Genomic DNA, 23,303 nt, shown 5'->3' with positions numbered 1-23,303 from the left:
CCTCTCCGCTTCCTCGTCAGAGCCCCTCCCGGGAGACAGCCATGCCAATTTCCGTCAGAAGAAGCCTTGTTGCGGGACTGAGTACCTCGCTCATCCTCGCCGCCACCGGCTGCGGCGCCGGCGCCACCACAGCCGGGTCCTCTGTCGACCTCGAGCCCGCCCCCGCCGCCCAGCGCCTCGACAAAGTCTGCCCCGCCACCATTGTGGTCCAGGCCGACTGGGAGCCCGAGGCCGAACACGGCCCGCTCTACAACCTGGTCGGCCCCGGCTACACCGTCGACACCGACAAGAAGCGGGTCACCGGCCCGCTCGTCATCGGCGGCAAGGACACCGGCGTCAAGATCCAGGTACGGGCGGGAGGTTCGGCCGTCGGGTTCCAGAGCCCCGCCTCGCAGATGTACATCGACCAGTCCATCACCCTCGGCATGGTCACCACCGACAGCGCCATCCAGGCGGCCGGCAAGCAGCCCGTCACCGCGGTTGCCGCGCTGATGAAGAAGAGCCCGCAGGTCCTGATGTGGGACCCCAAGACCCACCCGGACTGGCAGACCGTCGCCGACATCGGCAAGAGCGACGCAAAGGTCGTCTACCGTGACGGTGAGATCTTCGCCCCGATGCTGGTGTCGAAGGGGCTCATCAAGAAGAGCCAGCTGGACGGGAGTTACGACAGTGCGCCGTCCCGCTTCGTCGCCGACCCCTCCATCGCCCAGCAGGGCTTCGCGACCGCGGAACCGTACCTCTACGAGCACGAGATCGCCGCCTGGAAAAAACCGGTCAAGTTCCAGCTGCTGGCCGATGTCGGCTACACCGTCTACCCGCAGGCACTCTCCGTCCGCACCGGCGCACTGAAGAAGCTCAGTCCCTGCCTGAAGAAGCTGGTCCCCGTCATCCAGCAGTCGGCCGCCGACTTCGCCGCCGCACCGGACACAGCGATCACGCTCATCGACGACATCGTCAAGCAGTACGGCACGAGCTGGGTCTACTCCAAGGGCACCGGCCAGTACGCCGCCAAGGAGATGGTCAAGCTCGGCATCCTCGGCAACGAGGCCGACGGATCGATCGCGAGCTTCGACAAGAAGCGCGTCGCCGACTCCCTGAAGACCTTCGGACCGCTCCTCACCAAGGGCGGCGTCAAGATCCCGGCCGGCCTGAGCGCCGACGACCTGGCGACCAACGCATTCATCGACACCAAGATCGGAATGAAGTGATGGCCGTCGACCCCAAGGGCACGACCCTGTCCGCCGCCGAACTGCGCCGGATGACCGAACTGGTCGTGGACGACGCGATGTTGGGCGCCGGCCCAGGTGCCACGCACCGCACCCCCGGCATCGACGCATTCTGTACGGAGGCCGCCGCACTCCTGGGCGAGGAAGCCGTCGTACGCGAGGACTCCGCCCTCGACAAGGCGTCCCGCGACTGGGCGCACATGTCGCCGATCCTCGCCGCCAAGCTCCCCGCCGGTCGCGCCGAGGTGGTGCTGCGCCCGTCGTCATACGAGCAGATCCAGCCCCTCGTCGCCCTCGCCCACCGCCTGCGCATCCCGCTCACCCCGCGCGGCAAAGGCACCGGCAACTACGGCCAGGCGATCCCGCTGCACGGCGGCGCCGTCCTCGACCTCACCGGATGCGGACGCATCCTGGGCGCGGGCGACGGGTGGATCAGGGCCGAGGCGGGCGCGAAGATGTCCGACCTGGAGGCGCATGCGCGCACGCTGGGCCAGGAGCTGTGGATGTTCCCCTCCACCTTCGGGACATCGCTCGGCGGCTTCCTCTCCGGTGGGAACGGCGGCACGGGATCGCTCGCCAACGGCACCAACGGGGACGGTTTTGTACGTGAGTTGACCGTCGTTCCGTGCACAGCGGAGGCCGAGCCCTTCACCGTACGCGGCGAGGAAGCACTCCCGTACATCCACGCCTACGGCACCACCGGCATCACCACGACCGCGACCGTCGCACTTCAGCCGGCCCGCGTCTGGACCGGCCTTTTCGCCTCCTTCGACACGTGGGCCTCCGCCACCGCCGCGCTCAGCGACCTCGTACGACTGGAGCCCGCCCCGCGCCTGGTCTCCCTCGACGAGCCCGGCCTCGTCGAGACCTTCGAGGCCGACCCGGCCCTCGACCCGGCCGAGCTGAGCGTCCGCGCGATCATCGAGGAGCAGGCCGGAGACGACGCTCGGGCAATCATCGAGAAGCGCGGCGGCCGGGTGACGGAGGTACGTCCCGCGCCGCGCGGTCCCGCCCTCATCTCCTCGCTCTCCTTCAACCACCCCACGTACCACCTGATGAAGGCCAAGGACGGCTACTTCCACCTGGAGATCGGCGGCGACGTACTGCTCGGCGACCCGGCGGCGGTCAAGGCCGTCTTCCCCGGGACGGTGCTGCACCTGGAGGGGATGCGCTCGGGGACCGTCGGCATGCTGATGGCGCACTACCAGGACGAAGCCACCGTGTACGAGGGGATCGGCGCCCTGGAGGCACTGGGCGTCGGCGTCCATGACGTCCACAACTGGTACGTCGACCGGCGCCTCGACCTCGTCCGTGCCACCGCCCGCACCGCCGACCCGCTGGGGTTGCTCAACCCCGGCCACCTCCTGGGAGCGCGCTGACCATGGCCTTCACCCGCTTCACCGACCTCAGCGGACCGTCGGTCACCGACCTGTCCGCCGACACCGTGGCCGTCCTTCCCGTCGGTGCGATCGAACAGCACGGGCCCCATCTTTCCGTCGCCACCGACTACTTCATGGCGGAGGCGATAGCGGAGGGCGCCGCCCTGGCCGCATCCGACGGCTGCGACATCACGCTGCTGCCGGGCCTCGCGTACACCAAGTCCGACGAACACGCCTGGTCGCCCGGGACGCTGTGGCTCAGCGCCTCGACGCTCCTCGCGGTACTGGACGACCTGGGACGCTCTCTCGCCACGGGGCCCGTCCGGCGGCTCGCGTTCCTCAACGCGCACGGCGGCAACAGTGCGCTGCTGGGAGTGGCTCTGCGCGAACTCCGTACCAAATACGGTCTGTTCACCTTCCTGCTGCACGCCGCGCTCCCTGCGGACCAGGGCGGCGCGTCCCCGTCCGGCGAGCTGGGTCTGGGGGTGCACGGCGGGCTGAACGAGACCGCGGCGATGCTCCACCTCCACCCGGAGACGGTGGACATGTCGCTGGCCGAGCGGAGTGTCCCCGAGCACCTGACCGCCTACGAGCACATCGGCTTCGGCAAGTCCGTCTCCTTCGGCTGGACGAGCGACGACTTCGGTACGGGCAACGGCGTCATCGGCGACCCCACCGGAGCCACGCCCGAACTCGGCCGCAAGCTCGTCGACACCGCCATCGCCAACAACGCGGCCGCACTGCGCGAATGCGCCCGCTTCCTGCCTTCCGCCTGACCGCCTTCCGCCTGACCACCTTCTGCCTGAACGCCTGACGTCGAGGACACCCGCCATGGCCATCCCCCCGCTCCACACGCCGCTCAGCAAGATCACCGCCCACCACATCACCGCGGGCGACACGGTCAAGCTCGCCGTCCTCACCGGACCGGCCGACGGCTCACCGACCACCGTCGTCTTCGAGGTGTGGGAGCCGGGCGGCGCCCAGCCGCTCAACTGGCACCCCGAGTCCGTGGAGACCTTCGTGGTGCTCGCGGGCGAGGGCCGCGCGGTCAGCGACGAGCACGAACGCGACCTCGCACCGGGTGATGTCCTCGTCCTGCCCCTCGGCTCCAAGCACCGGATCACCAACACCTCGGCCACCGAACGTCTCTACACCCTCACGATCATGTCCCCCGACGAGGGCTTCGCCGACCTGATCCAGCGCGGCCCCTTCGCGGTGCTCGACGACGCGGACCTGGCCGTCCTCGGAGCCGCCCGATGAGCACTGTGCCTTCCCGGGGGGCAACCCCCGGACCCCCGGCCGGACAAGCCGGTCGGCCCGCCACGCCCCACCGCCCTCGCGGGGCGAACCGCAGCGAACTGCTCGACGCCTTCTGGTCGTACGAACAGGCCCTCGGCGCCAATGACGTGGCGGGCCTCGACCACTGGTTCCTGGACGCCCCGGACACGGTGCGCGCCGAGGGTTCCATGGTGCTGAGCGGGCACACGGCCATCTCGGACTTCCGTCGCGGCCGCAGCGGGGGAGCCCCGGCCCGTAGGGTCGAGCGCGTCCATGAGGTGCGGATCGCCGAGGACGTCGCCGTACTGACCGCCGAAACGCTACGGGCCGACGGGTCGCGCGGGATGCAGACACAGGTGTGGCGGCTGACGGGGGAGGGCTGGCGGATCGCGGCCGCGCACGTCAGCGCGGTGCCGGACCCGGTGGCGGACGAGGCTTTGGACCCCGCGGTGTGGCGGGTCGTGGGCGAGCCGCTGGTCGCCGGGGCGGAGGAGGGGCCGCTCGCCGGTGTACGTACGGCCGTCAAGGACCTCTTCGCCGTCGCCGGACAACGGATCGGCGGGGGCAACCCGCAGTGGCTGGCCGATGCGCCGATGGAGCACCAACATGCCGACCCAGTAAGGGAATTGCTCAGCGCGGGCGCTCAGCTCGCGGGAATCGCCCAAACCGACGAACTCGCCTTCAGTCTCGCCGGGACCAACATCCACTACGGCACCCCCGTCAACCCCGCCGCCCCCGGCCGGATCACCGGCGGCTCCAGCAGCGGCCCGGCGGCGGCGGTCGCCCGCGGTTGGGCGGATCTGGGGCTGGCCACGGACACCGCGGGCTCGATCCGGGTCCCCGCCTCCTACTGCGGCCTCTACGGCTGGCGCCCCACCCACGGAGCCGTCCCCACCGGCGGCCTGCTCCCGCTGGCCCCGTCCTTCGACACGGCGGGACTGCTTGCCCGGGACCCCGACCTGCTGCGTACAGCGGCGAAGGTGCTCCTGCCCCGGGACGACGAAGCCCCGATGACCGCGCTTCTGGTCGACGACGCCCTCACCGCGCTCGCCGAACCCGAGGTCCAGGCATCCTTCGAGGCGGCATGCCGGGCGCTCTCCCTCCGTATCGGCCTGGAGCTCGTACGGACCGACACCGGTATGGCCCCACACCTGGAGGAGTGGCTGCCCGCCTTCCGTACCGTCCAGGCTGCCGAGGCGTGGGCCGCGCACGGGGAGTGGATCGAGAAGCACCCAGGCGCGCTGGGGGCCGACATCGAGGCCCGGTTCGCAGGGGGGAGCCAGGTCGCGGAGGGTGAAGTGCGTGACGCCACCTCCGGGCTCCTGTCCGCCCGTTCGGTCATCGTCGAAGCCCTTCCGCCCGGCGCCGCGCTCCTTCTTCCCGCCACGAGCAGCCCGGCCCCCCGCGCCGATGCGACACCGGCCGAGGTCGAGACCGTACGAGCCGCAACCCTCCGCCTCACCTGCCTTGCCTCGCTCGCCGGGCTGCCCGCCGTCACCATGCCACGGCTGCGGGTCCGCGACCTCCCGGTCGGCCTCTGCGCGATCGGCGCACCGGGCACGGACCACGCCCTCCTGGAGCTGACCCATGCATGAAATCGGCCCCAACTCCCGCAACTCCTGGAGCGCGGACGCCACACACGTCGACCTCCGCCGTCCGCAGCGCCCGGCCCGCCCCGTGACCGTGGAGGCCCAGCCCCAGATCCTGACGCTCGACCTGGCCTCAACGGCGATCGTCGTCATCGATATGCAGAACGACTTCTGCTCGCCCGACGGCTGGCTGGCCTCGATCGGCGTGGACGTGTCCCTGGCCCGCACCCCCATCCCCGTACTCCAGCGGCTCCTCCCCGCCCTCCGGGCGGCCGACGTCCCCGTCGTCTGGCTCAACTGGGGCAACCGCCCCGACCGCGCGAACCTCCCGCCCGGCGTCCTCCACGTCTACGACCAGGAGGGAACCGGAGGCGGCCTCGGCTCCCAACTGCCCACCGGGGCCAGGGTCCTGGAACGCGACAGCGCGTCCGCCGGTATCACCGCACCCCTCGTTGCGGCACCCGGCGACCTGCACATCGCCAAGTACCGCATGAGCGGCTTCCAGGACACCGAACTCGACAGCGTCCTGCGTAATCTCCGCGCCGACACGCTTCTCTTCGCCGGAGTCAACGCCGACCAGTGCGTCCTCGCCACCCTCATGGACGCAGCGAGCCTCGGCTACGACGTGCTGATGCTGGAGGACGCGGTGGCCACCACCTCACCCGCGTACTGCATGGACGCCACCGTCTACAACGTCCGCCAGTGCTTCGGCTTCACCCTCACCGCCGCCGACCTCCAGGAAGCCCTGTGACCCTGCTCCAACCCCACCGGGGCCCCGTCGACGGAGACCACTACCTGCCCGCGGACCCAGCCGCAGTCCACTGGGGTCTGCTCCCCAACGCCCGCTCCAAGCCGGCCCTTTCGGTCCTCTCCGGCGCGGTCGTCAGCCTCGACACCATCAGCCACGAGGGCATCCTCGCCGACCAGGGCCGAGACCCGGCCGCCTTCTTCGCCGCGGCCGGCATCCACGGCATCCTCCACGACACGGCCGAGCTCGCCGCTTCCACCCGCCTTCACGACCCCGCCGCCCACGGCCCGCACGTTGTCACAGGACCCGTCCACATCCAGGGGGCCGAGCCCGGCGACGTACTCGAAGTGGAAGTCCTCCGCCTGCGCCGTCGCGCCCCCTACGGCGTGATCAGCAACCGCCACGGCAAGGGCGCGCTCCCCGGCGAATACCCCCAGGGCCCCGGCCCCGACCCGGTCAGCCTGGTCGCCACCGTCGACGACGACGGCCGTGGCCGCCTCCCCGTGGGCGACGGTCGCGACATCCGCTTTCCGCTCCGTCCCTTCCTCGGCATCATGGGCACCTCCCCCGCCACCGAAGCCCCGGTCCACTCGGTGCCTCCCGGTCCGCACGGAGGCAATCTCGACGTACGCCACCTCGGCGTCGGCGCCCGCCTCTTCCTCCCCGTTGCCGTCGAGGGCGCCCTCTTCTACGCCGGCGACCCGCACTTCTCCCAGGGCGACGGCGAAGTGGCCCTCACCGCCTTCGAAGCCCCTCTGCGCGCGACCCTCCGCCTCACCGTCCACCGCGACCCCGCCCTCCGCCGACTCGCATCCCGCCTGCGCGCCCCCTTCGCCGAGACCGACACCGAGCACATCGTCATGGGCCTGGACACCGACCTCGACGAGGCGATGCGCCATGCCGTACGCGATGCCCTCACCCTCCTCGACGAGCGCTTCTCCGTCCCCGGCCCGGTTGCCCTCGCCTACCTCAGCGCGGCCGCCGACTTCCAGGTCTCCCAGGTGGTCGACATCGTCAAGGGCGTCCACTGCCGCATTTCCAAGGCGGACCTGACCTTCTGACGCCACACTGCTCGCGCTCTGCCAGGGGGAGCGATCCTGGATCTCAGGTCTCGACTTCTCCCGCCCCGGCATCCGTCCGACCCAGCCGGTCTGCCTTGCGCAGACCGGCGTGACGGCCGAGTGGGGAGCCAAGTCGGCTCTGGTTCCGCCGGTGGCGCAGTGACGATGGGCACGCCGACACGAGGCCGACGGCTGATCTCCGATTGCCCGCTCACCCGTGAGGTGTGACAAGTCCTTCCCCTGCCCATGCCGAGCCAGCGGCTGGGCGGCGGCATACAGTCACAGTGCCCCTGAAGCTCATCGGGAATTGTTTACGCTCGTTCGACGCTCATCGGCCTGCAGCGCTTCAGTTGCCTCAGATCGGGCAGGCCGCGGCCGAAGGCGTTGGTGTCGAACACGACTGCGTGCAACTGCGCTCGAGCCGTGGCATCGAGCGGTTGGGGCGACGTTGCGTTCATCCGCCTACCACCTCGTTTCCGGATGGACGCGAGTGGCCGTCCTGAGGCAGGGAGTTGCGGTGCGCTGCGGGAAGGAGCATTCCTGTTCTGCGCCAGCAACAACCAATACTTGAGGGGAACTTGGGGAGTAGAAAGCCGGAGGTGTTTCGCGAAACCGGCGAGGGTTCCCGCGGGTGGCCGACGGGAACCTCCTGATGGCGCGGCCCACGGAACGCGTGTGGCTGCCCGCAGTGAACCGCGCGTTGTCGCGGACAGCGGAGTTTGACGCCCAGTCATCGGATCGCTGCGGGTGATTGGTTAATTGCTGTATGTAGCCCGACATTCGCATGGCGCCCGAGGAGGGCATGCGCACGCACCTGGACCTCCAGGGCGGGCAGCCCGGCGGCGTGATGCTGCCGATCCATTGGGGCACCTTCAATCTGGCCCCGCATGCCTGGGCCGAGCCCGGCGAGTGGACCAAGGACGCCGCCGCGGAGGCCGGCCAAGCGGTGGCGCTGCCTCAGCCCGGCGAGCCCTTCGAACCCGCGGGAACGCTCCCCACCGATCCGTGGTGGCGAGCCGTCTCCGCGCCTCTCGCTCATCCGTGGCGGCGTACGAAAGGGCCGCACGTCACACCGGAGGCCACGGATGATTTCGACCTTGTGGGCGAGCGGTGACGCCCGCCTGGACGGTCTCACCAGGCTTGCGCGGCTGCTGGTGACATGCCGCACCAGGTGGTGACGACCCCGTAGGGCCGCGCCCGGATGGATCCCGGGCACGGCCCTACGGGGGTGTCAGTCGGTGGCCGTGGTCCTACTTCCGGTGGACGCCGACGTGGATGGTGCCGTTCGTCCTGGTCCCGGTGAGGTTGTCGTAGACGATGTGGCCGGTGGATTTCTTCCACACCTCGATGTGGAAGGTGTCCGGGCCGTCAGTGGCGGTGATGCGGAAGCCATAGCCGCCGCTGCCGTTGACCGTGCCGGAGCCCTGGATGACGGCCCGGGAGTCGGTGACCACGAGCCAGTCGGTGCCGGTGGACCGGAAGGCCAGTCGTGCGGGACCGAAGTCGAAGGCGGCCCGTCCGGTGGGGGCGGTGGCTTTCTTGGCGTACCGGGCGGTGAAGGAGAAGGCGGCCTTGCCGGTCAGGGCCGGCTTGGCCGGGTAGGCCCCGGCGGGCGAGGTGAGCGTGCCCGCGCCGTCGGCGGCGCCGGCGGCACGGTCGTAGACGATGAGCTCGGGCAGTGTCGAGCTGTCACCGGCACCGTCGTCGTCGGTGACGGTGATCACCGGGCGGTGGATGCCCGCCGTGGCGAACTCGTGCTCGGCGCGGCAGCCGGAGGCGGTGAGGGCGCCGGTCGTGGGGCCGGTTCCGTCCTGCCAGTCGACCGCGCAGGTGTGGCTGTCACCGATGCCTGGGTCGTCGAACACCGCGGTGACGGTCACGCGCCTGCCCACCGGGACGGGGGAGCGGGGGCCGGTCGCGGAGGTGATCGCCGGGGCCGCGTTGGCGACCTTGACGCTTGAGGTGTCGCTGCTGCGGCCGCCGGTCAGAGTGACCTCGAAGGTGCCGTCGTCGGTGCAGGTGAGAGTGGTCCGGGCTGCCCCGGGGGCCGCGACGGTGCAGGGCGCTCCGTCCTGAACGGTCCACTTCGGGGTGCCTGCCCCCGAGACGCTGCCGGCGAGCGGGATCTCGTCGCCTTCGGCGCCGCCGGCGTCCGGGCCCGCGTGGACGACCGTGACGGGGTCGATGCCGGTGAGGGTGGGGACCACCTTCTCGATCAGGCCGTCGACACCGAACTCCAGCTTGTCGACGGTGGTTTCGCGGTGTGTGCCGTCACCCGCCGGGATGGCGAAACGGTGGTAGGTGATGTACCAGTCGTCGGTGTTCGGGACGTGGACGACGGAGTGGTGGCCGGTGCCCCTGATGCCCTGGGAGAGGTCCTTCTCCAGGATCACTCCCCGCTTGGTCCAGGGACCGGTGGGTGAGGAGCCGGTGGCGTAGGCGACGCGGTAGTTCTCGTCCCGCGTGTCGTTCTCGGACCACATGAAGTAGTAGGTGCCCTCACGCTTGATGACGAAGGCCCCCTCGTTGTAGCCGCTCGGGGTGATGTCCTTGACCTTCGAGGCGTCGATGGAGGTCATGTCCTCGTCCAGCGGGACCACGTACGCGTGGCCGTTGCCGAAGTACAGATACGACTGGCCGTCGTCGTCAGTGAACACCGCCGGGTCGATCATCTGGCCGCTGAAGTCGCCCGCCTTGAGCAGCGGTTGGCCCAGAACGTCCTTGAAGGGGCCGGTGGGCGAGTCGGCGACGGCGACACCGATGTTCGCGTCGGCGCAGAAGTAGAAGTAGTACTTCCCGTCCTTCTCGGCGATGGTCGGCGCCCAGGCCCGGCTGTCGGCCCAGCTGACGTCCGGACCGAGGTCGAGGATGACACCGTGGTCCGTCCAGTGGACCAGGTCGGTGGAGGAGTACGCCTTGAACTGCGTGCCGCTCCACCCTTCGAAGCCGTCGGTGGTCGGGTACATGTAGAACGTGTCGCCGAAGCGCACGATGTTCGGGTCGGCGTTCAGCCCCGGCAGGACCGGACTCTTCATGATCAGAGCCGAGACGGTCCAGGAGCGCTTCGTCCCGTCGGAGCCCGTCACCTCGTACGTCACCGGCTTGGTGAAGTCGTGGACGCTGCCTGAGGCGGGGCTGATCGCCGCACCGTGGGCGAGGGTGAACTCCGGTGCCAGGGTGGTGAGATCAGTACCCTCGGTCAGGGGCAGGGTGATGCTGCTGTCGGCGTCGTCGACGAGGGCGTCGACCTTCAGTGCCGGATGTGTCGCCCTGGCGATGCCGGTGGTGTTGCCGCTGAGCTCCAGGACCTCCGCGGCCGACAGGGCGCGGCCGTAGATGCGGAAGTCGTCGACCTCACCGGCGAAGTACGGGTCGGCCGAGTACAGGGACCTGCCGATGTAGCCGCTGTAGTCCTTGCTCGCGTCGTACAGGTCGGACGGCTCGATGGGGACACCGGTCGCACGGGCGGCCTCGACGCCGTCCACGTAGAGGACCATCGTGTCGGTCGCGCCGTCGAGTGTCACCGTGACGTGCCGCCACTCGCCCGCGGTGAGCTGGGAGCCCGCCGTCAGTTTCGACTCCGCGGACCAACTGGCCTTCGTGATGGCCGAGTACAGCTTCGAGCCGCCGTTGGAGGGGCTGGCGAAGAGGTACTTGTCGCTGTCGGGCCCGAGGCCGAACAGCCACTGCCAGTTGTCGCCGCCCTGCCACTTGGCGTACGTGGAGACGGTGACGCTGCCGGCGCCGTCGAGAACGCCGTTAGGGATCTTGACGTACGGGGATGTGGCGGAGTCGCCCGACATCTTGAACGAGCCGTCGTTCACCCCGTTGCCGAAAGCGGGCGTACGGACGTACGTCCCGTGGTAGCCGTGACCGCTGGAGTCGCGGACGGTGGCTGTACCGGTCTCGTCGAAGCCGTAGTGCACGAGCAGGTCGGCCGGAACGTCGGGCCCCTCCTCGGAGACCGTGACCTCCGCGCGCACCGGGATCGCGATGCCGTCCGGCAGAGTGCCCGTCACCGTGAAGGTCCCGGCCTGCGCGTACGCCGATTCCGGGACGTCCTCCCAGGTGACGGAGACGGGCCGCTCGACGCCGTCCGCGTACTCGGCGAGGACGGTGGCCGGCAGCACCGGGGCGTCACCGACCCGGGTCGTGACCGACACGTCCTCGACGCTCTGCACGAGCTGGTCGGGCTGGTAGGAGCGCAGCAGACGGTCGTACTCGGCCTGGGTGACCGGGAGTACGGTGCCGTGGCGGGGCTTGGCCGGCAGGTCGTAGCCGGTGGACGGGGTCCAGGCCCCGGAGCCGAGGTCGGTGGTCTCGAACGGTATGTAGCCGCGGCCGCCGAACTCGTCGAGGAACGCGTACCACTTGTCCTCGGTGTTCGACTTGAACACCAGCGGGCCCTCCGCAGCGCTCATCGCGCCCTTGCCGATGCCCTCGGCGACGGCGTCCCAGGACGCGTTGAGGAGCGAGTCGCTCTTCTCCTCGAAGATGAACTTGCTGTTGGGCGTGGAGGAGGTGTTGTTGCGCTCGTCCTTGGACAGCCGGTAGTAGGTGTCGTCGTGCTGGATCATCGTGGAGTCGATGACCGAATAGCCGCGGTCGATCCAGACCTTGGGCTCGCTGAAGGTGTAGAAGTCGCGGGTCGTGGCGTACATCATCCGGTTGTACGTGTCGCCGGAGTGCGCCTCGTTGTCGTACAGCTTCGAGGCCCAGAACACCACGTACTCGCCGAGCTTCGCGTCGTAGAACGCCTCCGGAGCCCAGGTGTTGCCCGCACTGTCGGGTGAGACCTTCACGAGGCGCTGGTTCGTCCAGTGGACCAGGTCGGTGGACTCCCAGACCATGATGGACTTGCTGCCGGTGCGCTGGGAGGCGTCCCAGTCGCCGTTGCCGTAGATCCTCAGGTCGGTGGCGATCTGGTAGAACTTGTCGCCCTCCGGGGAGCGGATGATGAACGGGTCGCGCAGTCCCTTCTCGCCTAGCGTGGAGGTGAGGACCGGCTTGCCGTCGTTCAACTCCCGCCAGTGCAGCGGGTCGTTGCCCTTGCTGAGGGCGGCGTACAGCTGTTCGCCGTCCGCGGTGCCCTCACCGGTGAAGTAGCTGAACATATAGCCCTTGAGGGCTTGCTTCTCGGGGAGTTCGGGCACCTGGGCGGTCAGGGTGCGGGTCGCCGTGGCGTCGCCCTTGGTGACGGTGGCGGTGAGGTCGACGGCGGTGGACCCGTCGCCGTGCGCGGGGCGGCTGACCGCGCCGTCGGCGGAGACGACCTCAGGCTTCGCGGAGGACCAGGTGACGGTGGTGCCGTAGGCGCCGTCCGTGGGGAGGGTCAGGTTGCCGCGTACGTCGTCGAGGTTGTGGACGGTCAGTGCCTCGGCGGCCTGCCGGGTGGCGGTGGTGTCGTCGAACGCGGCAAGGACCGTGACGTCGAAGGACCTGGTCTCGGTGACGGTGCCCTTTTTGAGGGTTGCCGTGAGCGTGGCGTGGCCGTCGGGTTCGCCGGCGGCGGGTCGGGTGACCTTGCCGGTGTCCGACACCACGGAAGGACGGTCGCTGGCCCAGCCGATCGCGGAGCCGCCGGCCGTGCCGGTCTTCGGCAGGTCCAGATCGGAGGTGACGGCGCTGGTGTCACCGAGGCTCAGGGCGGCCAGGTCGTCGGCGACGCCCTGCGTGGCGACGGGGAGGGAGAGCTGCTCGACCTCCGCGTCGGCCAGTGCCCGGTCGTAGACCCGGAAGTCGCGGATCCGGCCCTTGAAGAGCTTGTCGCCGGAGTAGACGGACTTGCCGATGTAGTTGGCGGTGGTGGTGCCGGAGCCGATGTCGCCGGGGGTGCTGGTGACCGACGTGTTGCGGCCGACCTCCACGCCGTCCTCGTAGAGCACGCCCGTGGTGCCGGTCTGGGTGTAGGCGAGGTGCTTCCACACCGAGCGGGCGAGGTTGTGGGAGTCGGACGGCTTGGTGGTCTGCTCGGTCGACCAGTTGCCGGTGGCGAGGGAGGTGCGGAGGGAATTTCCGGTGGTGAACAGGTAGCCGTTGCCGTTGCTTCCGCTGGAGTTGCCGAAGCCGTAGATGAAGTACGGCGTGGTCTGGGCGGAGTCGATCAGCACGTCCATCGACACGGTGATCGAGGCCATGCCCTTCATGACGTTGTCCGGCACCTTGATGTAGGTGTCGGAACCGTTGAAGGCGAGCCCCTGACCGGACGCCGACCAGTCGGCGGTGCCGTTGACCGTGCCGTCGCGGCCGTTTCCGGAGGCGTCGCTCACGGTGCTGCCGGAGCCGGCGTCGAGTTCGTACCAGAGGGCAAGGCCGTCGGTGATGTCCGCGGCCTCGGCTGTCTCCGCCGCGCGGGCGGGAACGGCGGGCCCGGCGAGGCCCAGGAGCAGCGAGGCGGCGGTCAGTCCGGCGAGATGACCCGCGAGGCGTCTTGCACGGCTGCGAAGGCGTGCGATGTGCGTCATGTGGAGGTTCCCTGCTGAGGCATGGCTGACGGCGGAGGGGAGGCGGAGGCGGAGGCGGACGGCGGGCGTGCTGATCCGACGGCGGGAACCGTGGCCGAGGGCTGCCCGCCGTAACGCTTGTGTGACGTCGTGTTGCGAGAGTGTCAATCGGTGTGTGGCGCACCGTCAAGAGTTTTCGAACAATGTCCGACGGGTCGAACACTCGGTGGCGGCTGGGTTGTCCGTGGGGTCGCGCGCGGGTCGCCGTGCCGCTGGACGCGGCAGCGTGCGGGACTTCGCCTCGTCTGCGTGGTCGCCCCTGCGTTGCTCGCCCGTGTGCTCCCCGCACCCAAGTCGGTCACCGGGACCGGTGTGGGCGTACCACTTCGAAGGATGTGTCGTACACGGTCGGTTGGTCATCGTGGTCGTCGGCCCGGCGAGCGAGCGGAGACGCTGGGAAACGGCCAGAGGGCACCTCAGGACAGGACAACGCGGCCCGACGGACGGACCGGTCGGCTCTCCCGATCCGCGTACGCGCAGAAAAGCTGGGATGCTGAGTGGGGAGTGCCCTGACCGTGACCTGACGGACAGTGGTGGTGAACGCCGTGGCTGGGATCGACGAGAACGGCCCGGGACCGACGATTCCGCACGTCGATCCCATGGGAGACCCGTTTTTGCGCACACGGTTCGCCCTGCCGACGAGCCCCGCCACGTTCCTGCGACGGGAGCGGCTGGCCGAGCACCTCGACCAGGCTCTGCTGACTCCGTTGACGATGGTCAACGGAGCGGCCGGCGCGGGCAAGACCCTGCTGGTCGCCGACTGGGCCGCGGGCCTGGGACAGCCGGTCGCCTGGCTCACCACCGACGCGGCGGACCAGGGTTCCGGGATGTTCTGGGCCTATGTGCTCCAGGCCCTGCGCACCGCCGGTGTGCCGGTGCCCTGCGAGATCGGCTGCCCAGCGGACGCGAGCCGGGTGGACCACAAGCTGCTGGCACGGCTCGCCGCCCATCTGAGCGGGGCCGACCCGCCTGTGATCGTCGTGCTCGACGAGTTCGACCGTGTGACCGCTCCCGAGATCGCGGACCAGCTGGAATTCGTCCTGCATCACTCCGGGCGGGGGATGCGCCTGATCCTCGTCACGCGCACCGAACCGCTGTTGCCGCTGCATCGCTACCGGGCGGTCGGTGACATGACCGAGATCCGGGACGCGGAGCTGGCCTTCACGCCCGAGGAGGCTGCCGCGTTGCTGGAGCGTCACGGTCTGAGCCTTCCCGTGCAGGCCGCTCGCGCACTGGTGGACCGGACCCAGGGCTGGGCCGCCGGTCTGCGCCTGTGTGCCCTGGCCGCGCAGCAGAGCCCCGATCCGGAGACCTATCTGAAGGAGTTCGAGGCAGGGCGGAGTACGGTCGCCGACTTCCTCCTGGCCGAGGTGCTCAAGCGGCAGACGGCCGAGACACAGGACCTTCTGCTGCGCGTCAGCGTCCTGGACCGCTTCTGTCCCGAGCTGGCGAACGCGCTCACGGAGCGGACCGATGCCGAGCCCATTCTGGCCGAACTGCACAGCGAGAACGCGTTCGTCGAGGACCTCGGGCACCTCTGGTACCGCCTCCACCCGCTGTTCGGGGAGATCCTCCGGGCCCATCTCAGGGTGCGCTGTCCCGGACTGGAGCCCGAACTCCACCGGCGGGCGGCGCGGTGGCTTCGGCGTTCCGGATCGCTCCCGGAAACGCTCGCCCATGGTGCCGCCGCGGGCGACTGGGAGTTCACCGCCGGTGTCTTCGTCGATGACCTGGCGATCGGGCAGCTCTTCACCGGCCTGCGTTCCGACGACCTGGCCGAGCTGTTCTCACGGATGGGGCCCGAGGTCTCCAGCCCCGCGACGGACCTCGTACGCGCGGCCCATGACCTGTTCCAGTGCGACCTCGACCGTGGCCTGGCCCATCTGCACCGTGCCGAGGAGAGCCTGGCCGCGGACGTGCCCGACTTGGCGGCGGCCCAGCTGAGCTGTGCTCTGCTGGAAGCGCTGGTGGCCCGGCTGACCGGTTCTCCCGCAAGGGCGGAAACGGCCGCGAAGGCGGCTGAAGAGCTACGGCAGCAGGTCCCCGCCCATCTCCTCGACAAGCATCCCGAACTCACCGCTCTCCTGCTGACCCATCTGGGCTCGACGCGCCTGTGGGCCGGGCGTTTCGAGGATGCGCGAGCCGTCCTGTCCGTGGTGGTCGGACGTTCCGACGAAGCCTCGACGGCGCTCCCCCGACAGGAGTCGTTGGGCCTCCTGGCGCTGATCGACTACCTGGACGGCCGGCACGGCAAGGCCGAGCGGAAGGCATGGACGGCGATGGCCGAGAGGGAGCGGTTCGGCCTGTCCGGGCCGTCCGGCCTCGACTCCGGCATCTGGCGGCTGGTCCTGGCCGCCGTGGCCGTCGACCGCAATGAACTGGGACAGGCCCAAGCCCTTCTCGACGAGGAGGCCGACTCCCGTGCCGCGATTCAGGACCCGGTGACGGCGGCGGGCCGGGCCATCGCGACGGCGCGTCTGCTGCTGGCCCGAGGCAACGCACGGGCCGCCCTGGCGGCAGCGGCCCCGGCCGTTCGCGCCGAAGTGGTCTCTCCCTGGGCGGAGGGCCAGGCGGCCCTGGTCGCCTCCGCCGCCCACCTCGCCGAAGGCCACCCGGAAAGCGCCGCCAGGGTGCTGCGAGAGGTGCCCGACGACCAGCCGGCGTATGCCGTGGAGGCCGCCCGGGCCCAGCTTGCCGCGGGGAATCCCCTGGCGGCGATCGACACGCTCGACCGTCTCCGCACCGAGGGCCGCACCGGTCCGGCGGTCACCGTCCGGGCCATGCTGGTGCGGGCGCAGGCCGCAGACGGGGTGGGGGACCGTGCCACCGCCCACAAGCTCGTCGCCCAGGCACTCCTCGAGGCCCGGCGTGAGCGCCTGCGGCGGCCTTTCCTCGAAGCCGGACCGTGGATCCGCCCCCTCCTGGGCACGGCGTCGCTTCAGGGGCTGGCCGAGGACTGGCTGATGCCCGGTCCGCCGAGACGCGGCCAGCCGCCTCGGGCCGAGGCTCAGCCCTCGTCGCTCGTCGTGGAGGAGCTGAGCGGCCGCGAGCGCGATGTGCTCCAGCGGCTGGCCCAGATGATGTCGACGGAGGAGATCGCCGCCGACCTCTATGTGTCGGTGAACACGGTGAAGACCCACCTCAAAAGCGTCTACCGAAAGCTGGCGGTGAACCGCCGCAACGACGCGGTGCGCCGTGCGCGCGAGCTGCGTCTGCTGTGACCACGCGCAGGTGAGTGCCCCAGAAGCCGGTGCCCGGAGGGCTTTCGCCCGTGGCGGGTGAGGCACCGGGTGACGTCCTCGGATGTGATGGGCGGTGGCGGTCGGGTGCCGGACGACCGCCGCCCGACCGCCTCCGCCGGCGTCCCGGGCCGACTCATGAGGTGGACACCGTGAAGCATCGGCGGGCTCTGATCGTCCTTGGCACGGCCCAGTTCGCGCAGCTCGGAGGCCTGAAAACGGCGATCCTCGCCACCGGGGGAATCACCCTCGCCAGTTTCCTGGTCACCTCGCACCTGCCGACCGGCCGGGCGAGCCGTCCCGAGCAAGCGGGCGCCGGTGCTCCGGCCGACGCCCTCGGTGCGATGCGCTGAGTGCGAGGTGAGGCCGTGATGTCCGAGACCGACCGCACGACGGCCGAGGCGCGCCGTGCCGAGCGCCGGGCCAACGCCGACTACACCGGCGGTGTCTACGGCTCCATGCTCGCCGCCTCCGTGGTGGTCGGCGCCGGCACGCTGGGCTCGTTCCCCCTCATTCAGCTGGTGCTGCTGCTGTTGCTCACCGGCCTGGTGTTCTGGGCCGCGCATGTGCACGCCCAGTTGTTCGGGGCGCGCCTGGCGCAGTACAGCATGGACCGCCTGATGGTGCTGGACGTGTGCCGAGAGGAGTGGCCGATCGTCAAGGCCGCCGTCCCGCCGGCCGTGGCCGTGGCCGTCAGCCCGCTGCTCGGACTGGATGCGCAGGGCGCCGTCTGGCTGGCGCTCTCCGTCGCCGTGGCCGGGCAGGTGGGCTGGTCGGCGGCCGCGGCACGTCGTGCCGGTGCCTCCTGGCGCATGGTGGCCATCAGCGCCTCGGTCAACCTGGTGATCGGCCTGCTGATCATCCTGTTCAAGATTGTTCTGACGCACTGACACAGGTGGTCCGCGTGTCGACCGACGGATCACCTTTTCAGGGTGAGGCCGGGCGACGCGCCGAGGCCGACGATCGCAGGGAAGGGCTTAGTCCGCCTGCCCCCAGACCGCCCGCGGGAGGCAGCTCATGCGCTACGAGATCCGCGTCAACGGACTTATGTCGGAGACGCTGGCCAAAGCCTTCCCGGAGCTTGATCACGTGAGGATGTCCGGTCAGACCGTCCTGTTCGGTCCGGTCGTCGACGAGGCCCACCTGTACGGGCTGCTGGCCCGCTGCCGTTCGCTGGGATTGCGCGTCGTGGAGATGCGCCAACTGCCGGAGTGACCGGCCGCCACGACGACCGGCGGTCGCCGCGCGGGCGCCGCGATGACACGGTGGGACGGACCGGGCGGGACGACCTCGAAGGAGCTCTGCCTCAAAGGCGCACTACGGCTGTCGCGTCAAGGCGCGCCCGCTGTCGCGAAGCCGGTCGCCGGCTGTCCCCGTTTGCACCGGCCGTGGCACGAACGCCCTGCGCGCTTACGTGCGTTCCTGTCGTACGCCGCTTTCTCGGCCGGTGACAAGGAGGCGGCGACGGTGAGGGCGGCTCGGGCAACGACCACGACCCGTCGCCACCGGCCGGGACGGAGCTGCCGACCTGCCGGAAGGGCCCTGCCCGGCGTGCTCCGTCCGGGCAGCCTCTGGGCCCTTCAGGGGCGGATCACCCGCTGTGGGTGATCCGGCCGCCGTCGGCGCGCGGGACGGTGGCCGAGCGGCCCCGTCCACCGTCCCGCCGGTGGTCCGGGCAGCGGCCCGCTCGATCGCGCGAGGAGGAGCCATGACCGTACCGCTTGGTTCGGTACCGAAATCCGGACCGGAGCACCTGCCCGACGAGGCGGCCGCGACGTCGGCTGTCGACCCCGCGGACGTGCTGGCGGCGCTCGGCAGCTCATGGACCTGGATCCTGGGGTCGGCGGTCACGACGCTGGTGCCGGGCATCCTGATCCTGGTCTGGCCCGACGAGACCCTGCACGTCCTGGCGGTGCTCATCGGCCTGTACCTGCTCGTGACCGGGGGGTTCCGCTTCGTGGCGGCCTTCGCCCGGCAGGAGCACGGCGAACGGCTTGCCGGGCTGCTCCTCTCGGTGCTGTTCGTCCTGGCCGGGGTGCTCTGTCTGCGCAACCCGATGCAGACCATCGCCGCGCTCTCGCTGATCGTCGGAGTCGTCTGGCTCGTGTCCGGCATGCTGACCGCCTACACGGCCCTCGCCGCCAAGGACCTGCCGCACCGCGGCTTCGTCTTCGGCGCCGCGGCGCTCGGCATCGTCGCGGGGATCGTGGTGCTGGCCCTGCCGGCGGAGTCGGCCCTCGCGCTGACCCGGCTGCTCGGAGTGTGGCTCGTGCTGCTCGGTGTGGCCGAGCTCGTCCTCGCCTTCGCCTGGCGGGCCGCGCTCCACAGGTCGCACACCGCAGACCGGCGCGGCACCTCAGGGACGGTCTGAGGCCCCGCGTGGAGCTCTGACCGGCTGTTCGCGGTCCGGTGTCGGCTGCTCCGGCTCATCGTCTCGACGGTCGTCCCCCTTTCAGGCGCCGCTGCCCAGCGGCGCCTGAAAGGGGAGTGGCCCCCGGGGGCGGGCACGGTGGTCTCGAGTCGGACCGTCCACATGCGTCTGCCACCACGCTCACGATCACCCGTCTCGGGTGAGGTCGCCCGCTCGTTGCCGTGTGCACGCTGAGGACGGCACAGAACGGCTGCCGAGCGAAGGCTCGGAACGGAGGACGGACATGAGCGCGCAGATGTACCTCGCGTACGACTATCCGCTGCTGAGCGCCTTCTGGACGATGCTGTGGTTCTTCCTGTGGATCCTGTGGTTCATCCTGCTCTTCCGGATCATCGTCGACATCTTCCGCGACGAGGACATGGGCGGTTGGGCCAAGGCAGGCTGGCTGGCGTTCGTCATCCTCCTGCCGTTCCTGGGCGTCTTCGTCTACGTGATCGCCCGTGGCAAGGACATGGGTCGCCGCGAGGTGGCGCAGGCACGCGAGCAGCAGAAGGCCTTCGACTCCTACATCCGGGAGACCGCGGGCGGCAAGGGCGCACCCAGCAGCGTCGACGAACTCGCCAAGCTGTCCGAGATCCGCGCCCGCGGTGACATCACGGACGACGAGTTCCGCAGGGCGAAGGAACTGGTTCTGAGCGACTACGGCCCGCCGGCCGACAAAGGCTCCGTCACCTCCACCTCCGGTCGCTGAGCACACCGGACGACACGAAACGAGGCGTCACGATGACCACGTCACACACCACGCACGCGCAGCCGACGAAACAACACTGGGCGAGCGGCCTGATGGCCTTCGGGGCCGTCATGCTCATGATCGCCGGAGTGCTCGACATCTTCCGGGGCATCATGGCGATCGCCGAGGACGACGTCTTCGTCGCGACCCAGAACTACGTCTTCCAGTTCGACCTCACCGGGTGGGGCTGGATCCACCTCATCCTGGGCGCGGTCGCCGTGATCGTCAGCCTCGGACTGTTCCAGTCGGCGATGTGGGCGCGTGTCCTCGGCGTGGCCATCGCCGGACTCATCATCATCGCCAACTTCCTCTCCCTGCCGTACAACCCGATCTGGTCGGTCGTGATGATCGCCTTCTCGGCGTTCGTCATCTGGGCTCTGTGCGTGGCACGGCCCGAGGAGTCCCCCGACGCGTACGCGCGTGCGCCGCGCAACGTATGAGGGAGTACCGGCGCAGGTGGCGGTACGGCGCCGGAGAGGATCGGCGCCGTACCGGGACCGCGGTGGGAGGCACCCCCAGGTGGGACAACACGGCAGAAACACGAGCGGACCCGGAGAAGGAGCCGCGGCCACCGCCCGCAACTCGGTTCCCAGGCCGCCGTGGCCGATGTCGAAGGCAGGTCGGCGGGAGTCCAGCGGGTGGGGCGCGTACGGAGAAGGCCCCGGCTGGACGGGGGAGACCAGCCGGGGCCGTACAAGGTGACTGGCGGAGGGCGGTCGCCGCTCGGCGGAAGGCTCCATGGGGCTTCAGCCGGACGATCGTCCCCATGGGCTATAGGTGAGGCCCGGGGACACTGTCCCCTCCGCAGTCACATGGTGAAGAACGGTCGACTGCCGGGGGTTGTTCCCCGCCCCGCCCGGCAGCCGCTGTGAGGTGGCACACCCATCGACCCCGGGGGAGGGTCAGCCGAGGAAGTCGGCGACGAGCGCGGCGAACTCGTCGGGGGCGGCCAGCCGGATGCCGAGGGATTCGGCCTTGGCACGCTTGGATCCGGCGCCTTCACCGGCGACGACCAGGGTGGTCTTCTTGGAGACGCTGGAGGAGGCCCGGCCGCCGGCGCGCTCGATCAGTTCGTTCATCTGGTTGCGGCTGAGCTTCTCCAGTACGCCGGTCATCGCGCCGGTGACGACGACCGCCATCCCGGCCAGCGGCCCGCCCGCCGCCTCCACCTTCTCCTTCTTCTCCTCGCGCTGCGCGCTGCCCTCGGCGTCGCCGGCCGCTGGGTCGGGCGGGGTGGCGCCGGGCTCGGTCATGTTGACTCCGGCCGCGGCGAGTTTGTCGATGAGCGGGGCGAGTTCGGCGAGTTCGGCGACGATGGACGGGGCCTTCTCGGTGCCGATGCCCTCGACCTGCCGCATCGTTTCGGCATCCGCGGCGCGGAGGTGGTCCATGGTGGCGAAGTACCGGGCGATGCGGCGGGACATGGAGCGGCCGGTGCCGCGCACACCGAGCGCGCACAGCACCCGGGACAGCGGCTGCGCCTTGGCCGTGCTGATCGCGGCGAGGAGATTGTCGGTGCTGGTCTCGCCCATCCGGTCCAGGCCCAGGAGCTGCTCGCGGGTCAGGGCGAACAGGTCGGCGAGATCGGCGACCATACCGGCTTCGACGAGCTGGACGACGCGGGTGTGGCCGAGGCCTTCTATGTCGAGCTGGTCGCGGCCGGCGGCGTAGGAAAGGGCGGCGACCAGGTGGCAGTTGCGGCCGTTCTCACAGCGCCAGCGCTGCTCGCCGGTGTCGATGCCGGAGCCGCACCGAGGGCACACCTCCGGGAAGACGATGGGCTGTTCGTCGCCGGTGCGCAGGTGAACGACCGGGGCTTCGACGCGGGGGATGACATCGCCGGCGCGGTGGACCATGACGTGGTCGCCCAGACGCAGGTCGCGCCGGGTGATGTCGCCCGGGTTGTGGAGGGTGGCATAGGTGATGGTGGAGCCGTCGATGTCGACCGGCTCGAGCACGGCGCGCGGGGCGATGATGCCGGTGCGGCCCACGTTCCACTCCACCTCCAGCAGCCGGGTGATCTTCTCCACGGCCGGGAGTTTGTAGGCGATCGCCCAGCGCGGGGCACGCGAACCGGATCCGGCGGCCTGCTGGTCGGCGGCCAGGTCGGCCTTGATGACGATCCCGTCGATTCCGAACGGCAACTGAGCCCGCAGCGCGGCGATCTCCTTCACCCGGACCAGCACCTGCTCGGCCGTTCCCGCGGTGGTGCCGGGGACGGCGGTGGTGGCGGTGGTGTTCACCCCGTACACGCCGGCCTGGGTCATGAGGTTGCTGTGCGCGAGTTCGCCCAGTCGCGCGGCGAGCGTCGACTCGGTGCCGGGCAGCGGGAGGAGGCCGTAGCCGAAGAAGGTCATCGGCACGGTGTAAGCGCGGTCCTTTGCGCGCAGGGTGCCCGCAGCGGCGTTGCGCGGGTTCGCGAACGGCTGCCCGCCGTGCAGGGCGCGCACCTCGTTGGCGTGCTCGAACTGGGCCGTGGTCATCAGGATTTCGCCGCGCGCCTCCACCGTGACCGGCTCGGCCAGCTGCTGCGGGAGTCCTTCGATGGTGCCGATCGCGTGCGAGACGTCCTCCCCGGCCGTCCCGTCGCCGCGGGTGATCAGCCTGGTGAGGCGGCCGCGGGTGTAGCGGGCGGCGATCGCGAGGCCGTCGAGTTTCGGCTCGACACTGAAACGCTCCACGTCGTGGCCGATCCGCCGGGCCAGTGAAGCGGTCCAGGCGGTGAATTCCTCGGGCGAGAACACGTTGTCCAAGCTCAGCATCGCCACGGTGTGCGGGACGTCCCCCTCCACTGCGCCACCGGCGACCTTCCCGATCGGTGAGTCGGGCAGCACCTCGCCGGGATGGTCGGCCTCCCACGTCGCGATGGAGCGCACCAACCGGTCGTAGGCGTCGTCGTCCAGCACCGAGGTGCCGCCCGTGTAGTAGGCGGCCGAGGCCTTCACCGCGTCCTCGACCGCCTGCGCGTAGGCGGCGGCATTCACGATCACTGCAGCTGCTGTTGTCATGCCGGTCATCCTGCACGCCACCACTGACAACGCCCTGCCGGTCGCCCTGGAGCCTGACCGACCGCGGTCACCGCCGTCGGCCGATACGCCGGGTGACGTCGGCGTCGAGAC

Annotated in this window: 16 protein-coding genes and 1 pseudogene; 15 read left to right on the top strand and 2 right to left on the bottom strand. The window is 70.2% G+C overall.

The window, feature by feature from the left end; translation table 11 throughout:
- Positions 1-41: 41 nt before the first annotated feature.
- The 8 genes and pseudogenes from ACX28W_RS07690 to ACX28W_RS07655 form a co-directional block, all read left to right on the top strand.
- Entirely contained in the window at positions 42-1,208 is a 1,167-nt protein-coding gene (locus tag ACX28W_RS07690; protein WP_458997982.1) for a substrate-binding domain-containing protein, read from the top strand.
- Positions 1,208-2,605 (top strand): FAD-binding oxidoreductase, encoded by a 1,398-nt coding sequence (locus tag ACX28W_RS07685; protein ID WP_458997981.1) that lies wholly within the window; start codon positions 1,208-1,210, stop codon positions 2,603-2,605. Before ACX28W_RS07690 ends, ACX28W_RS07685 begins: the two co-directional genes overlap by 1 nt.
- A gap of 2 nt (positions 2,606-2,607) precedes the next feature.
- Positions 2,608-3,381 (top strand): creatininase family protein, encoded by a 774-nt coding sequence (locus tag ACX28W_RS07680; RefSeq protein WP_458997980.1) that lies wholly within the window; start codon positions 2,608-2,610, stop codon positions 3,379-3,381.
- 55 nt (positions 3,382-3,436) lie between these two features.
- On the top strand, positions 3,437-3,865 hold the full coding sequence (locus ACX28W_RS07675) for a cupin domain-containing protein (RefSeq protein WP_458997979.1): 429 nt from the start codon (positions 3,437-3,439) through the stop codon (positions 3,863-3,865).
- Positions 3,862-5,478 (top strand): amidase, encoded by a 1,617-nt coding sequence (locus ACX28W_RS07670; RefSeq protein ID WP_458997978.1) that lies wholly within the window; start codon positions 3,862-3,864, stop codon positions 5,476-5,478. Before ACX28W_RS07675 ends, ACX28W_RS07670 begins: the two co-directional genes overlap by 4 nt.
- Positions 5,471-6,223, top strand: coding sequence for a cysteine hydrolase family protein (locus ACX28W_RS07665; RefSeq protein ID WP_458997977.1), 753 nt, complete (start codon positions 5,471-5,473; stop codon positions 6,221-6,223). Before ACX28W_RS07670 ends, ACX28W_RS07665 begins: the two co-directional genes overlap by 8 nt.
- Positions 6,220-7,281: an acetamidase/formamidase family protein gene (locus tag ACX28W_RS07660; protein WP_458997976.1), complete on the top strand. Its 1,062-nt coding sequence runs from the start codon at positions 6,220-6,222 to the stop codon at positions 7,279-7,281. Before ACX28W_RS07665 ends, ACX28W_RS07660 begins: the two co-directional genes overlap by 4 nt.
- A gap of 772 nt (positions 7,282-8,053) precedes the next feature.
- Positions 8,054-8,395: pseudogene (locus ACX28W_RS07655) on the top strand (MBL fold metallo-hydrolase); the annotation flags it as partial.
- A 136-nt stretch (positions 8,396-8,531) separates the two neighbouring features.
- On the opposite strand, the gene ACX28W_RS07650 reads toward ACX28W_RS07655, so the two are convergent.
- Positions 8,532-13,745, bottom strand: a complete 5,214-nt coding sequence (locus tag ACX28W_RS07650) for a family 43 glycosylhydrolase (RefSeq protein WP_458997975.1) — start codon at positions 13,743-13,745, stop codon at positions 8,532-8,534.
- Between the two features lie 569 nt (positions 13,746-14,314).
- On the opposite strand from ACX28W_RS07650, the gene ACX28W_RS07645 reads away from it, so the two are divergent.
- The 7 genes from ACX28W_RS07645 to ACX28W_RS07615 all read left to right on the top strand — a co-directional run bounded on the left by ACX28W_RS07645 (position 14,315) and on the right by ACX28W_RS07615 (position 20,624).
- On the top strand, positions 14,315-17,005 hold the full coding sequence (locus tag ACX28W_RS07645) for a LuxR C-terminal-related transcriptional regulator (protein ID WP_458997974.1): 2,691 nt from the start codon (positions 14,315-14,317) through the stop codon (positions 17,003-17,005).
- 170 nt (positions 17,006-17,175) lie between these two features.
- Positions 17,176-17,376 (top strand): hypothetical protein, encoded by a 201-nt coding sequence (locus ACX28W_RS07640; RefSeq protein ID WP_458997973.1) that lies wholly within the window; start codon positions 17,176-17,178, stop codon positions 17,374-17,376.
- A gap of 18 nt (positions 17,377-17,394) precedes the next feature.
- Positions 17,395-17,913, top strand: a complete 519-nt coding sequence (locus tag ACX28W_RS07635; RefSeq protein ID WP_458997972.1) for a hypothetical protein — start codon at positions 17,395-17,397, stop codon at positions 17,911-17,913.
- Positions 17,914-18,040: 127 nt separating this feature from the next.
- The gene (locus tag ACX28W_RS07630; RefSeq protein ID WP_362066043.1) at positions 18,041-18,238 is read left to right on the top strand and encodes a hypothetical protein; all 198 of its coding nucleotides are present in this window, start codon (positions 18,041-18,043) and stop codon (positions 18,236-18,238) included.
- A 493-nt stretch (positions 18,239-18,731) separates the two neighbouring features.
- Complete coding sequence (locus tag ACX28W_RS07625; RefSeq protein WP_458997971.1) at positions 18,732-19,394, top strand: HdeD family acid-resistance protein; 663 nt, start codon at positions 18,732-18,734, stop codon at positions 19,392-19,394.
- A 283-nt stretch (positions 19,395-19,677) separates the two neighbouring features.
- Positions 19,678-20,145 carry an SHOCT domain-containing protein gene (locus ACX28W_RS07620; protein WP_458997970.1) on the top strand — a complete coding sequence of 156 codons (468 nt, stop codon included), beginning with the start codon at positions 19,678-19,680 and terminating at the stop codon, positions 20,143-20,145.
- Between the two features lie 32 nt (positions 20,146-20,177).
- The gene (locus ACX28W_RS07615; protein ID WP_458997969.1) at positions 20,178-20,624 is read left to right on the top strand and encodes a DUF7144 family membrane protein; all 447 of its coding nucleotides are present in this window, start codon (positions 20,178-20,180) and stop codon (positions 20,622-20,624) included.
- A gap of 462 nt (positions 20,625-21,086) precedes the next feature.
- Here the strand turns inward: ACX28W_RS07615 and ligA are convergent, their stop codons facing one another.
- Positions 21,087-23,192 carry an NAD-dependent DNA ligase LigA gene (gene ligA / locus ACX28W_RS07610; RefSeq protein ID WP_458997968.1) on the bottom strand — a complete coding sequence of 702 codons (2,106 nt, stop codon included), beginning with the start codon at positions 23,190-23,192 and terminating at the stop codon, positions 21,087-21,089.
- Positions 23,193-23,303: the final 111 nt, after the last annotated feature.

The organism is Streptomyces sp. SD15, assembly GCF_054462255.1.
The sequence above is the reverse complement of the archived record's forward strand: the minus strand, read 5'-3'. Positions and strand labels throughout refer to the sequence as shown.